The organism is Mesorhizobium sp. WSM4842 (assembly GCF_055901575.1).
The window spans coordinates 2,241,842-2,255,908 of record NZ_CM148372.1 but is presented as its reverse complement, the minus strand read 5'-3'; the positions used below and the strand labels follow the sequence as shown (position 1 = coordinate 2,255,908).

Sequence of the window (14,067 nt, the reverse complement as noted above, 5' to 3'; positions counted from 1 at the left end):
ATTCTTCATGATCAGACAAGCACCGCCTCGCCCGAGGCGGCCATGATCTGCTCTTTCGTGACATCGGCGCCGAACTGAGCCGAAATCCTGCCTCGGCGCATGACGATGATCCGGTGCGCGATACCAAGGCACTCGGCGACTTCCGAGGTCGAGAAGACGACCGCGAGCCCCTGCGCGGCCCGCTCGCCGAGCAGCCGGAACACCTCCGCCTTGGCGCCGACATCGATCCCGCGACTGGGCTCGTCAAGCAGCATGACCTTGGGGTCGGTGGTCAGCATCTTGCCGATGACGACCTTCTGCTGATTGCCGCCGGACAGCGATCCGATGGGCGCGCCTGCGCCCGCCGTCTTGACGCGCACATCGCGAATGGTTCCGTCGATCAGCGACCGCTCCTGCGACCGCGAAAGCAGCATCCCCTTGACGAAGGCGCCAATGCTGGCGAGCGACAGATTTGCCCCCACGGTCATCGTCTGGACCAGCCCGTCGCGTTGGCGGTCCTCAGGCACCAGCACAAGCCCCCTGTTTATCCGCTCCGCAATGCTGAGGCAGGAGATGTCGTCGCCCTCCAGCAAGACCCGGCCGCCCGTCACCGGCAATCGCCCGGCGACGCACTCCAGCAATTCCGTGCGCCCCGCGCCCATCAGCCCGTAAATGCAGACGATCTCGCCCGCGCGGACATCGAGCGACAGCCGGTGGACGACCAGGCGGTCCGAACTCGAAACATCGGCGACGCTCACATCGTCGATTGACAGGGCAACGTCGCCGAATGCGTATCCCGTGGGCGGCGATCCCAGGTCGAAGTTCTCGCCCACCATGTTACGGACGATCCATTCGAGATCGATGTTCTTCGCTTTGGCCGTGGCCGTGATCGTTCCGTCGCGCAGCACCACGGCGTGGTCGGTGATCTGCAGTGCTTCTTCGAGGTGATGGGAGATGTACACGATCGAAACACCGCGGGCGGTCAGGTCCCGGATCACCTTGAACAGCACCTCCACCTCGGTCGCACTCAATGCGGAGGTAGGCTCGTCCATGATCAGGATGCGTGAATCGACGGAGAGCGCGCGTGCGATTTCGACGATCTGCTGCTGGCCCAGGCGCAGATCCTGCACCAAGGTCATCGGATCGACGTCTTCCTCGAGATCGGCCATCAGCATCCGCGTCTGACGAGCCTCTTCCGCGAAGTCGAGGCCGGTCGCGCCCCGCAACTCACGGCCCATGAAAATATTGTCGCGCACACTCAGATTGGGCGCGAGACTCAACTCCTGATGGATTATCGAGATGCCTCGATCCCGCGCGTCGACGGTCGAGGAGAAGACGACAGGACGGCCATCGAGTTCGATGCTTCCGGACGTCGGCGTCTCGACACCGGAAAGGATCTTCATCAGCGTCGACTTGCCGGCGCCATTCTCTCCGAACAGCGTGGTGACCTCGCCACGGCGGATGTCGAAATTGACCCCCTTGAGGGCATGCGTTCCGCCATAGGATTTTACGATGTTGCGCGCCGCGAGCACGGTATCGCCGGCCGCCGGCTCGAATTGAGGCGCCGCATTCATTGAACGCTCAGCTTTACGGGTGTGACGAGCCAGCCCTTGGGATTGACCAATTTGAAGACGCCGATCACCGAAATCGTCTTGCCGGTGAGCTTGGTGTTGTCGATGGCCGACAATACCTGCTTCTTCATCTCGTTGTTCAAGGCCGATCCTGCGTTCTGATACTCGATCTGGTTGGTGAATTGCCCGAAGGCGATCGTTCCCGTGGCATCGCGCAGGTCGGTTCCGTTGATCGCCGGACCCGTCTGCACTCGAATGACCAAAGTGCTGGGAACCTCGTCGACCTTGACGGCGTAGATGCCGGACTTTCCCTCACCGACCACGCCGGTGAATTTGACTGAGAATTCCGTACCGACATTGGCCGGCACGCCGTACTCCTTCTCCGCCACCGCCTTGTCCTTGGCGATGGCCGACGCAAGGGTAGCGGCGTTCACCGCGCGCTGCTCCACGGCGGATTGAACCTTCGGAAACTCGGACTTGCCGTATTCTTCCGGGGAGAACGCAGCCTTTCGCGCGTCCTCCGCCGAACCAATTATGACGACCTTGGTGTCGAGAACCATCGCGCCGAGCAAAATCAGGATCGCGGCCGCGGCGACAATCCAACGAACGCCGACCCGCCGATTGATCGTGGTAGCGGGCTGCGAACTCATGGTGCAACGACCTGCGGCATGACGCCGATCAGGTCGCGATCACCACTGGCGGCGCTGCTGGATTTCATTCCATCTCCTCCCGAGATGATATTATTATCTTCAGTTGAAAAATTTTTCACGCGTTCATGTCGTTGTCAATCCGCCTTCACCGGGATCAGCGTGCAGCCGGCGTCATCGAGAGGAACTTTGTCGCGTAGCAGTTGATTGCGGCCGAGAACCCAGCCGGTATTCGGCTGCACGATCGTGTGACCGCGATTGCATGCGCTGGTTCGTCAGCCCAACCGCCGTAAGCAAGAAATTCCTCACGAGCCGAAGCCTTTCGGAACAGTCAGGCCTCAGGCACAAAATCGACCATACGTTAGTGTTAAATTCACGTCAAGACATGTGATATTTTGCCCATTCTCCGGCACTGCCGGAGAATGGGCACCTGTCAACAAAGCTTAATATGCTGTTTTCGTGTGGTATTTTTTGAAAACAGCGCATACCCGCGAGGTGTTCGTCCCAAATCAGGGCGCCATCACAATCGCATCAGATTCCTGTCGCTGAGCTGCGCGACAGCGGCATCGAGTTCGTCGGACATCCGCTGCGGATCCCAGTTACGTGCACGGCCGGCAATGGCGGCGATCTGCTTCAAATCGCTCATGGTCAGGGAACCACCAATGGCCAGGGTCGTGCGCCGCATGACGATATCGGCCAGATGCTCGACGAATTCATTACGAACGATGTAGTCGATTTCGGATGTGCCGTAGTCGCTTGCCCCCGGCAGGCGATCTTCATTGTCTCCTGAACTTTGGTGGCGGGCGATCGGCAACGCCTTGGTTCCGTAGCGCGACAGAAGTTGGTCGAGACGGCGTTCGTCGGCGCCCGAAGCCGATCTGGCATCCGCCAGCCAGGCAGCTCGCGCCGCAGGCTCGGTTGGAAAACCCTTGCCGCCGCCGATCGGCATCGATCGCGTGGTGACCTTGCGGCCGCGTCCCAGCCGGTCGAGTACCGTGTCGGCAACCTCCTCGGCAAAGCCGCGGAACGTCGTCCATTTGCCGCCGACCAGCGAGATAATCGGAAACGGACGCGAACCTTCCGGCTCGACGACCGGTGCCGAATGATCCCGGCTGATCAAGCCGGGGACAGAGGCGTCGGATGCAGGCAACGGTCTGATGCCGCTATAGGCATAGACGATCTGGTCGCGTCCAAAGCTCATGCCCGGCATCAGCGCACGCACGCTTTCGAGCAGATAGTCGATCTCCTGCGGCTCGCAGCGTACTGTGTCCGGGCTGTCGGCCTGGATGTCGGTCGAGCCGACGAGCGCCAGACTGAGATAGTCGTAGACAAGGCAGATGCGGCCGTCGTCGGCTTCGAAGTAGAGCATGCGGCCTGCCAGGCTTCGTACCAGTTCGTCGTGCTTCAAAAGGATATGCGAGCCCTTGGTGCCGCCGATCATTTTCGATGGCGCGCCGAGCGAGGCGTTGACATCGTCGATCCACGGACCGGCGGCGTTGACGACCAGTTTCGGCCGTACCGCAAATACGGCGCCGTTCGCTGATCGGAAGGCCAGCACGCCATTGGACGACGAAACCAGCGTCGTGTAGTTGGCGGCCGCGGCGAGGGCATTTGCTGCCAGCCCGTCGGTGATCAGTTCGAGCACCAGCCTTTCGGGATGGCTGATCTTGGCGTCGTAATAGATGCCGGTGGCGACGATCGACCTGGTCAGTGCCGGTATCTCGCTCAGCGCCCGCCGTCGCCCGACCAGTCGGTGGCGCGGCATGACACGATGCCGCGACCCATAGAAATCGTAGATCGTCAGGCCGATCTTGATGAGGACGGCGCCGCGACTGCGCGGCGCGCTGGTCGAGCCCAGCAGTGTGCGCAATGCCGCCCACATGCCCTTGCTCCAGGAGAAGATCGGGATGATTGTCGGCAGCGGGCTGACATAGTGCGGCGCGTTCTTCAACAGCAGGTTGCGCTCCAGCGTCGACTGTGCCACCAGCCCGAACTCGCCCGTTTCGAGATATTTCAGGCCGCCATGGATCAGCCGCGATGGCGCAGCACTTGTGCCCGAGCCAAAATCGCCCTTGTCGACGATCAGGCAACTGACGCCTTGCGCGCACAAATCCCGGAACAGACCAGCCCCATTGATGCCGGCGCCAAGAATGACGACGTCGACGTCGCCCGTCTTGTTCATAAAGGCGAGGCGGTCGATGGGGTCGGCTGAGCCGGGGTCGGCTGCGCCTGCGTCGCCGGAAGGGCTCATGGCTTAGTCATCTTGACGATGCGCAGCTTTACGCCGGCTCGTTCGAGTTTTTGTGCCTGCGCATCGCTTACGCCGTCGGTCGTCAGCACCGCGTCGAAACGGGTCAGATCGTCGAAAACATGCAGGGCGACCTTGTCGAACTTGGAATGGTCGACGACAAGAATGCGCTTGGTCGAGGCAGCGACCATCGCTTGCTTGACCCGGACCACATGCTGGTCCTGGATGAAGGCCGTGGTGCCTGAGATCGCCGAAGCCGAGCAAATCAAAAGATTGGCACGCAATTGCGCCACGGCATTCTCGCAGACGATGCCGATATAGGCATTGTAGGTGCGGTGGTACTGACCGCCCAGGCAGATGAAGTCGATATCGTCGACATTGGTCAGCAGTGCTGCAGTCGCGACGCTGTTGGTGATGACGGTCAGTGGCTTGATGTCGGGCAGCAGAGGCGCGATCGCGTTCGCCGTGGTCGAATCGTCCAGCATGACGGCCTGGCCGGCCTCTACATAATCCAGCGCCGCATGCGCCAGCGCATCCTTCTCGGCTCTGCCGACCGTCACCCGATAGCGGAAAGCGCTTTCATAAAGACCGGAAGGCTGCACCGTCACCGCGCCGTGCAGCTTGCGCAGCACGCCCTGGTGCGCCAGTTGGTCGATATGGCGGTGGATGGTCATCCGCGACACGCCGAAATGCTCGACCAGGTCGTCGATGCGCACCTGGCCGAATTTGATCACATAGTCGGCGATTTCCTCGCGCCGTTCGTCGGCCTTGATCATGCAGCCCCCTCAATGCTTTGCCCCGCCAGCCTTTCGATCTCCAGCCATTGCGGCTTGAGCGATTCGGCAATGCGGCAATAGAGAGAAAAACGGTCCTCGAAAACCGCATTGCGCGCCGCGTCGGGCAGATATTCATGGCTCGTCTTGCTGACCGCGCGCGCCCCCTGTTGCGGTGAGGCAAACAGGCCAACCGCGGCGCCGGCACAAAGGGCTGCGCCGAAGGCAGCCGCCTCGTCGGTCGACGTCACGATGACCGGCACATTGAGCACGTCGGCGAACATCTGCGCGAAGGCCGGATTGCGCGACCCGCCGCCGGTGAGCCGCACCTCACGAACGGCAAAGCCGTCGCGCAGCGCTTCGACGTGCGTGCGGTGGTTGAAGACGATACCTTCCAGCACTGCCTTCAGCATGTCGCCGCGATCATGCCAGCCATGCAGGCCGAGAAAGCTGGCGCTGGCGGCATTGCCGTAAGGCGAGCCGAACAGATAGGGATGGAACAAGATGGTCGAAGGCCTGCCAAGCGCAATGTCGATCTCTGCCGCCAGCATCTCGTGGATCGAGCCGCCGGTCCTTTTTGCTTCGTCCTGTTCCGGGCGGCAGAGCGTGTCGAGGAACCAGTCGTAATTCGCCGTCGAGGCCGGCGAGATCGACATGTTGTTCCAACGCCCAAGATCAATAGCATTGCGGCAGAACCAGCGCAGGTCGACGCGCGGCTCGGTGGAAACTATTTCGTTGATCGAATAGGTGCCGGCGACGATGCTGACCACGCCCTCCTCGTGGCCGCCCATGCCAAGCGCCGAGGCAGTGACATCATGCAGGCCGCAAGCGACCGGCGTCCCTTCAGCAAGCCCGCTCAGCGCCGCTGCATCGGTGGTGACGTAGCCGACGATGTCGGCCGAATGCATCATCGGCGGCAAGGCTTCAAACAATGCCTCAAGACCGAAAATGCGCATCGCCTCCGGCACATGGCTTTGCGTACGCACATTGGTGAACGAGGTGCTCGCCTCAGTGAGGTCAGTGCCGATGGTGCCGGTCAGACAGAAACGCAGCCAGTCCTTGCAGGCGAGTATGTGCGCGACCCGGCTGAAGCGTTCCGGATCGTGCTCCCGCAACCAGACCAGCAGCGACGACGGTGAGGAAGCGTGCGGCACCTGGCCGGTCAGGGCGAGCGCTTCGGCGAAGACCGAACCTCGCGACCATCTGTCGACGATTTCGCCCGCCCGGCTGTCCAGCGACAACATGCCGGGGCCTAGCGGCCGGCGATCGCTGTCGAGCAGGTACAGGCCATCGCCATGCGCGGTCGCCGCCACCGCCTTAATGTCGCTGGCTGGCCGGCCGCCCAAGGCAATGGCTTCCCGGATCGCCTCGGCTGTCGCCTGCCAGAGGCCGGCCATGTCGCGTTCGACCCAGCGCGCGTGCGGCATCGATTGCGGCACCCGCCGGCGCGCCACCGACAGTTGCGAACCGTCGGCGTCGAAGATCACCGCCTTCGTCACCGTCAGGCCGTTGTCGATCCCAAGCAGGCTGGACATGGCTACCTCTCAGCTCATCGCTTGCCGGTACGCGTTGCGAGTAGGATTTTGGTGCATAGCGCTTGACGACGGCGGGGAAAGCTGCCCGGCGAAGCAACCGCCGAACACCCGTTGGGAATTCCGAACCAACGGAATAGACCATACAATGGTGTTAAATTAACGTCAACATGTGTGATTTTTGGAAGCAATCTTGCGGCGGCCAAGCACCCTTACTAGCGCCGAAGTCCCGAGCTCGCCATCATTGATGCGGCTTTCGCAGACTGTTTTGGATCTCCCGGAAGCCGCTGAACGGCGACCGAGATAAATCGTGGCAGCTATTGGCGCAGCCGCCACGACAAGGGCCTCACAGCCTAGTCGATGTCGAAGGATACACCCTGGGCCAGCGGCAGCGCCTTGGAATAGTTCACCGTGTTGGTGGCGCGCCGCATGTAAGCCTTCCAGGCGTCGGAGCCCGACTCGCGGCCGCCGCCGGTCTCCTTCTCGCCACCGAAGGCACCGCCGATCTCTGCCCCCGATGTGCCTATGTTGACGTTGGCGATGCCGCAGTCGGACCCGTCGACGCCCAGGAAGCGCTCGGATTCCTGCAGGTCGCGGGTGAAGATCGACGACGACAGCCCCGCTCCGACCGCGTTGTGCTCGTCGAGCACGGCGTCGAAATCCGAGTACTTCATCACATAGAGGATCGGCGCGAAGGTCTCTTCCGTCACCGGCGAGACCTGCTTGGGCATCTCGACCAGCGCCGGACGAACGTAATAGGCGTCGGGATGGCCATTCTCGACCCGCGTGCCACCGGTCGCCTTGCCGCCGTGAGCGGCGGCTTCCTTCAATGCGTTCTGCATGCTGTCGAAGGCTGACTTGTCGATCAACGGTCCGACCAGCGCTGATGTCTCCAGCGGGTTGCCGACCGAGACGCTTTCATAGGCCTTCTTCAGGCGCGGAACCAAGGCATCATAGATGCTATCATGCACGAACAGGCGCCGCAGCGTCGTGCAGCGCTGGCCGGCCGTGCCCATGGCGCCGAATGCGATGGCGCGCAAGGTCATGTCGAGATCGGCGGTCGGGCAGACGATGCCGGCATTGTTGCCGCCGAGCTCCAGCACGGCGCGGGCAAAGCGTTTTGCCAGCCGCGGACCGACATCCCTGCCCATGCGGGTCGAGCCGGTGGCCGAGACCAGGGGCACCTTCGGATGATCAACCAGAATTTCGCCGACAGCGCGGTCGCCGATCAGCACCGACGTCAAGCCTGCCGGAGCATCACCGAAACGCTTTGCCGCGCGCTTGAAGATCGCTTCGCAGGCGAGCGCCGTCAGCGGTGTCTTTTCCGACGGCTTCCACACCACCGCGTCGCCGCAGACCAGCGCAAGTGCCGCGTTCCACGACCACACCGCGACCGGGAAATTGAAAGCGGAGATGACGCCGACGACACCCAGCGGATGCCAGGTTTCCATCATGCGATGGCCAGGCCGCTCGGTGGCGATGGTCAGGCCGTATAATTGCCGCGACAGGCCGACGGCGAAATCGCAGATGTCGATCATCTCCTGCACTTCGCCGAGCCCTTCGGACGGGATCTTGCCGACCTCGATCGACACCAGCCTGCCAAGCTCGGCCTTGTGCGTGCGCAGCTCCTCGCCAAGCAGCCGCACCAGCTCGCCGCGCTTCGGTGCCGGCACCAGACGCCAAGCCTGGAAGGCTTTATGCGCCTTGTCGATAGTCTTTGCCGCATCGGCCGGCGAGATCGTCTTCAGCGCGGCGATCTGCTCGCCCGTCACCGGGCTGCGCACGATAAGATCGCCGCCCGAAAGCGCATCCTCGGCGACGCCCAGTTTCGCCAGTAGCCCGGCTGTTTCCTTCGCAATCGTCATTCTCTGTCCCTTTCAGATCCCGTCGCTCATATGGCGTCGGTCGAAGCCTTGTGCCATGCCGTCCCTGTGCCGATCGGCACATCAGGCGCTGTCATGGCGTGGCATTACTCGTTTCAGGGAAAAATCGCCACCCCGGCATGGTCTAAGCCAAGGTCAGACCGTTGAACCAGCGAGTCGATTCAGCGCACTGTCTGCGCGGTTACCCGCGCGGCGCCTTCCTTCATCAGCCGGTCGATGTGCATGCGGATATGGGCCGCCTCGGCGGCCGTATTGGCAAGCGCAATGGCGCGGTCGAAGGCGATGCGCGCCTCCTCACCACGACCGAGCTGCATCAGCAGTCCGCCCTTGAGGCCGAAGAAGTGGAAATAGCCGGAAAGCCTTTGTTCCAACGGCTCGATCATGGCAAGTGCCGCTTCCGGCCCGCGCACCTTGGCCACCGCAACGGCGCGATTGAGCGTCACCACCGGCGACGGCTGCATCTGCTCGAGCAGGCTGTAGAGCAGCTCGATCTCGTTCCAGTCCGTGTCCTCAGGCTTTTCCGCTCGCGCATGCAGGGCGGCGATCGCCGCCTGCACCTGGTAGGGACCGGGCTTCTGATGGCGCAGCGCCTTATCGACCAGCGCCAGCCCCTCGTCGATCATCTTGCGGCTCCACAGGCTGCGGTCCTGGTCTTCGAGCAGCACGATTTCGCCGTTCTCGTCGAAACGCGCCGGCGCACGCGCATGCTGGAGAAGCAAGAGCGCCGTCAGGCCCATGATCTCCGGCTCGGTCTGGAACAACCTGAGCAGCAGCCGGGCCAGCCGGATTGCCTCTTCGCAGAGCGGCGCCCGGGCCGGCGCCTCACCGCTGTTGGTCGAATAGCCTTCGTTGAAGATCAGGTAGACCATCGCGGCGACGGCGGCGAGCCGTTCGGACCGCTCGACCGCACCGGGCGTCTCGAACGGCACGCCGGCATCGGCGATGCGCGCCTTGGCACGTGTGATGCGCTGCTCCATGGCGCTTTCGCCGACGAGAAAGGCGCGGGCGATCTGCTTGACGCTCAGGCCTGAAACGATGCGCAGCGCCACGGCGATCTGCTGCGTCGCCGGCAGGTCGGGATGGCAGCAGATGAACAGCAGCCGCAATATGTCATCGCGGTAATGCGCGCCGTCCAGCCGTTCGGCGATATCGGTCTCGGCATCCTCCAGATCGGAGATCTGGTCCTCTTCCGGCAGCGGCGCCTGCTTGGCACGCTTGCGCACCGCGTCGATGCCGCTGTTGCGGCCAACGAAGATCAACCAGGCTGCCGGATCGCGCGGCGGGCCGTTTGTCGGCCAGTTCTTCAGAGCTCGCAGGCACGCGTCCTGGAAAGCTTCTTCCGCCGCATCGAGATCGCGGAAGTAGCGCAGCAGCGCGCCCATCGCCTGTGGGCGGGCCGTGCTGATCGCCGTGCTGATCCAGGTGAGATCGGTCATGCGGGAATCCTGGCGGGGTTGAAGAGCGAGACCGGCCGTATTTCGTAGGAGCCGCCGCTCGGGTTGACCTCGGAAAGTTCGCGCGCAAAGTCGACGGCCTCGTCGAGATCGGCGCATTCGAGCGTGTAGAAGCCGAGGAACTGTTCCTTGGTTTCGGCAAATGGTCCGTCGATGACGACCGCTTCGCCCTTGACCTTTCTCAGCGTTGTTGCAGCGGTTGTCGGCAGCAGCCGCGCCACCGGGCCAAGCCGGCCGGCCTGAGCGTATTTTTCCTGCACGCCCAGGAGTTTTTCCATGACGGCATCGTCCTGTTCCTTGCTCCAGGAGCAGACGACGTCTTCGGAGGCATAGCAGAGGATAGCGTAGAGCATGGGTGCGTCCTTTTCTCTGTCAAAGGACGAAACAGTAGGACCGATCCCGACATAACGTCGATAAAAAAATTACGTCCTGCGAGCACAATGAAGCGCCATTCGGTAGCAACCGCCACGCGCCGGACGCGCCCGGCCTTCTGTGGCGCATTCCAGGCTCACCGTCGCTTCCGAGTTGGAGAGTGAGGAGCGCTGAAGTCCGGCATTATGTAGCAAAGACCACCAGATTTCGACATCGTGGAAGCCCGGATGCGCAGCTACATTTAGATTGGCCGATACATCAAAACCCGGCCCGTCGGGATCAGCTGCAGCAAATAATCGAAGTCGCTGATGTTGCCCGTTAGAACGGTAAATCCCAATTTCTGGGCCTGCAGGAACAGCACGCAATCCTGAAGCGCCCGCAGCCTGGAGTCATTCTTGTAGCCTTGCAGGCGACACAGCATTCCTGAGAGGAGTGCGGCTCGGCCCAGGACATCGGTATCTGGTGCAAAAACCCGATGGGGCGGCATATCCTTGATCATGGTCCCGATCTGCTTGATAGCTTCGGCGGTGCCCGGGTGCTTCGGCTTAAGGACGCCAACCGTGTGCATTAGTTCCTGGATGGCTGCGGTGGAATGATTGACCTGCCTGACGTCGAGGAGGTCGGCAACTGCCTCTGGCGCTCGGCCTTGCAAACCGTCGAGGTAAACACAGGTATCCAGCAGCAATTCCTGTCCCGCCTCGACAAGGTTACCGATGATCGGCAGCTCCTTGTCGGGCCGGCGGCTTAAAGTTTTCTGGGGGTCAAATCGCGACCATCTGACGGCCGCACCGAAGTCGAAATCGGCCAATTCAGAATCCGAGCTTCAGCGTCGGATCCAGCGTTCCCCGTGTTTTCCTGAAGGTCTCGGCGAAATTGTCTTCCAAGGCTACATTTGCCAACGCAAATTCGACCAGCTCGGTATCAGACGTCAATCCGGTTCGAGCTTTAGCCTTCTTGATCAGGTCAGCACTCACCCGTCCCGCAATCCTGCCGTTCTTCTCACCGCGCAGGCCGGATTCTTCCGCCCTCTGCAGGACGGCATTAATTCTGGCTAGGCGACGCATCTGCATTTTCGCAGCCGCTTTGGGAAGCGTTTTCGTCCGCTTGCCCACGGAGAGGCCGCGACGCACACGTACAGCTGTCTTCGCCATCAGGGTGCCTCACGTTTCCGTTTAACAAAAATCGATTTTAGACAACATAGCAGGAAAGATGGTTTTTTCAATGCCCGCTACCGGAACAGGTCCGGGCGCACTCCATACTCGTCGTCCGTCTAGTCCGGATCGCCCTGCATCTCATATTCGTCCAGACTGAATCGAGGCATCTCGCAATAACTGGCGAGAGACAGTCGACAATTCGACATGCGGCTTCACCAGGCTTTCGATCAATCCATCGACGGAGACGTGATGGTGGTTTTGCTACAGAATACCGCAATGAAGGCCTGTGGCTGCTCTGTTCGGTTCAGCTTTCCTGCGCCTTCAGCCATCTCAGAACGAGGGCTTCTTCGTCATCAAGACCGGGTATCGATCGCGTCCGCTTGTTCACATCCGCCATTTCGCTGAGCAGCCGTCCTTCGGACCAGGCTTCGAAAACTTGCGGGTGGATGTAACACCTGCGGCAGATGGCGCGCGTGTTGCCCAGCCGCTCGGCCACCTTGTCGATGACGCCGTTCATCACCCGCTTCTGTTGTGCCTGGCTTTCGGGTCGTTCGGTTTGCGCAAACAGTGACGCAGCATGGATGGTGCCGCCCCAGGTTCGGAAATGCTTGGAGCTGAAATCGTCCCCTGCGTTCTCCCTGATGTAGCGGTTGACGTCGTCGGAGCGGATCGGTCGCCTGCTTCCGTCCTCGTCGAGATACTGGAACAGCTTCTGGCCTGGCAAATCCTGCGCCCCGCGCACGATCCTGGCAATCCGGCGATCGACGAGCTTCAGCTTCCATTCCTTGCCGGACTTGCCTTTGAAAGCGAAACGCAGGCTCGAGCCATTGACGTCGACATGGCGGTCGCGCAGCGTGGTCAGCCCAAAGCTGTTGTTGTCGCGAGCGTAGGCGGCATTGCCGACGCGGATCATCGTGCTGTCGAGCAGCCAGACCACAGCGGCGACAACGCGTTCCAGCGGCAGGCCGTGACGGCGCAGATCGGCATCGATCTGGCGCCGCAGCTCAGGCAGGCTTTCTGCAAAGGCAACCAGGCTCGAATATTTGACGCCGTCACGCTCCTCCGCCCACAGCGCATGATACCGATATTGCTTACGCCCACGCTGATCCCGGCCCGTCGCCTGAATGTGACCGTCAGCATCCGGCGAGATCCACACATCCGTCCACGCCGGCGGTATGGCGAGCGCCTTGATGCGGGCCATAGTGTCGTCGTCGACACCCTGCCCGTCAGGTCCTTTGTATGAAAATCCCCTGCCAGTCCTAAAACGGCGGATACCGGGCTCAGCGTCAGTGATGTAGGTGAGTGAGGCTCGATCGGCAGAGGCTTGCGACCCATTTTTCGGCGCCCCGTTCTTTGGTGCAACCTCCCTGGCAGCCGATTGGCAAGACGACGACCCGGATTTGTCCAGCATATCCTCTCCACGGAATTTTCCCGTAGATAAGCGACGGACCGGCCGCTGGTTCCGCCATGGCTTTCACAAACATGTCAGGCTGACCGCATGAGAACCCGTCTTCCGTCTATGTTCAGCGCCTACAAATCGATGCGGCATCGCCTGCCGTCATGCTTTCTCGAGCACGACCGGAATGACGTCGACCGCTTGCTCGCCGACCTGCCCTCCGGTCGTCTTCAGGATGCCGACGATCGGCGCGACATCCGAGTAGTCGCGGCCGTGGCCGACGGTGATGTGGTCGTTGCTTGCCCGGATGCCGTTGGTCGGATCGAACTCCTGCCATCCGGTGTCGCGCCCGCACCACACCTTCACCCAGGCATGCATGGCGTCGGCCCCTTCCAGCCGCGGTTTTCCGCGCGGCGGAATGGTGCGCAGGAACCCGCTGACATAGCCGGCGGGAACGCCCAGGCCGCGTAGGCCGGCGATCATGATATGCGAAAAGTCCTGGCAGACGCCCCGCTTAAGGTCGAAGGCATCGCTTGCCCGGGTCTGCACCGTAGTCGCCTCGCCATCATAGGTGAAATCGCGGTAGATACGGCTGCACAGGTCCATGGCCGTGCTGACAGCGGAGTTGCCGGCACTGCTCCGCGCGTACCCCGTGATATCAGCATCGATGCCGGCATGGTCGCTGGCGGCCAGAAAATGATGCGGTGTATCAGGCGACAGCGACCGCACCGCATCGAGTTCCTCCCTCAGCCGGCGAATGTCGGGCGACACGTCAAGCCCGGGTTCCGGCCGCGAAACCGCGACGCGCGCGCTCATCCTGATGTCGAGCGCATCGTGAACGTCGCGAAAGGCAATCGACGTGACATTGTTGCCAAAGAAATCGGAAAAATCCGAGCGTTCGCTCGGCGCCGGCACGAAGGACAGCGAAGCGGCGATCACGCGCTGCACGCCCGATATCGTCGGCGGCAGCACGCGCACCTGATGACGGCCGCCGCCGGCTGCAGCATCGTAATCGTAACGCAGATTGAGCCTGATGTCGTAGAGCATGCCCGCCTTTA

At 61.9% G+C, this 14,067-nt stretch carries 13 protein-coding genes; all 13 read right to left on the bottom strand.

Going from position 1 to position 14,067, the window contains the following annotated elements:
• Positions 1–11: 11 nt before the first annotated feature.
• Positions 12–1,553 carry a sugar ABC transporter ATP-binding protein gene (locus AC0NIE_RS10820; RefSeq protein ID WP_473486480.1) on the bottom strand — a complete coding sequence of 514 codons (1,542 nt, stop codon included), beginning with the start codon at positions 1,551–1,553 and terminating at the stop codon, positions 12–14.
• Positions 1,550–2,200 carry a DUF2291 family protein gene (locus AC0NIE_RS10815; RefSeq protein ID WP_473486479.1) on the bottom strand — a complete coding sequence of 217 codons (651 nt, stop codon included), beginning with the start codon at positions 2,198–2,200 and terminating at the stop codon, positions 1,550–1,552. The genes AC0NIE_RS10820 and AC0NIE_RS10815 overlap by 4 nt, the downstream gene beginning before the upstream one ends.
• Positions 2,197–2,319: a hypothetical protein gene (locus AC0NIE_RS10810; RefSeq protein WP_473486478.1), complete on the bottom strand. Its 123-nt coding sequence runs from the start codon at positions 2,317–2,319 to the stop codon at positions 2,197–2,199. The genes AC0NIE_RS10815 and AC0NIE_RS10810 overlap by 4 nt, the downstream gene beginning before the upstream one ends.
• Before the next feature lie 398 nt (positions 2,320–2,717).
• Entirely contained in the window at positions 2,718–4,448 is a 1,731-nt protein-coding gene (locus AC0NIE_RS10805; RefSeq protein ID WP_473486477.1) for a glycerol-3-phosphate dehydrogenase/oxidase, read from the bottom strand.
• Complete coding sequence (locus tag AC0NIE_RS10800; RefSeq protein WP_473486476.1) at positions 4,445–5,221, bottom strand: DeoR/GlpR family DNA-binding transcription regulator; 777 nt, start codon at positions 5,219–5,221, stop codon at positions 4,445–4,447. The genes AC0NIE_RS10805 and AC0NIE_RS10800 overlap by 4 nt, the downstream gene beginning before the upstream one ends.
• On the bottom strand, positions 5,218–6,753 hold the full coding sequence (locus AC0NIE_RS10795; protein WP_473486475.1) for an FGGY-family carbohydrate kinase: 1,536 nt from the start codon (positions 6,751–6,753) through the stop codon (positions 5,218–5,220). Before AC0NIE_RS10795 ends, AC0NIE_RS10800 begins: the two co-directional genes overlap by 4 nt.
• 350 nt (positions 6,754–7,103) lie before the next feature.
• Positions 7,104–8,615, bottom strand: coding sequence for an L-piperidine-6-carboxylate dehydrogenase (gene amaB / locus AC0NIE_RS10790; protein WP_473486474.1), 1,512 nt, complete (start codon positions 8,613–8,615; stop codon positions 7,104–7,106).
• 179 nt (positions 8,616–8,794) lie between these two features.
• Positions 8,795–10,069 (bottom strand): RNA polymerase sigma factor, encoded by a 1,275-nt coding sequence (locus tag AC0NIE_RS10785; protein ID WP_123149615.1) that lies wholly within the window; start codon positions 10,067–10,069, stop codon positions 8,795–8,797.
• Positions 10,066–10,440 (bottom strand): YciI family protein, encoded by a 375-nt coding sequence (locus AC0NIE_RS10780; RefSeq protein WP_192358717.1) that lies wholly within the window; start codon positions 10,438–10,440, stop codon positions 10,066–10,068. Before AC0NIE_RS10780 ends, AC0NIE_RS10785 begins: the two co-directional genes overlap by 4 nt.
• A gap of 260 nt (positions 10,441–10,700) precedes the next feature.
• Positions 10,701–11,267, bottom strand: a complete 567-nt coding sequence (locus AC0NIE_RS10775) for a type II toxin-antitoxin system VapC family toxin (RefSeq protein ID WP_473486473.1) — start codon at positions 11,265–11,267, stop codon at positions 10,701–10,703.
• 1 nt (position 11,268) lies between these two features.
• Positions 11,269–11,610, bottom strand: a complete 342-nt coding sequence (locus tag AC0NIE_RS10770) for a hypothetical protein (RefSeq protein ID WP_473486472.1) — start codon at positions 11,608–11,610, stop codon at positions 11,269–11,271.
• Positions 11,611–11,917: 307 nt separating this feature from the next.
• Positions 11,918–13,024: a DNA topoisomerase IB gene (locus AC0NIE_RS10765; RefSeq protein ID WP_473486471.1), complete on the bottom strand. Its 1,107-nt coding sequence runs from the start codon at positions 13,022–13,024 to the stop codon at positions 11,918–11,920.
• Positions 13,025–13,171: 147 nt separating this feature from the next.
• A complete protein-coding gene (locus tag AC0NIE_RS10760) occupies positions 13,172–14,056 on the bottom strand; it encodes a transglutaminase family protein (RefSeq protein WP_473486470.1) in 885 nt (294 codons plus the stop codon).
• Positions 14,057–14,067 lie beyond the last annotated feature (11 nt).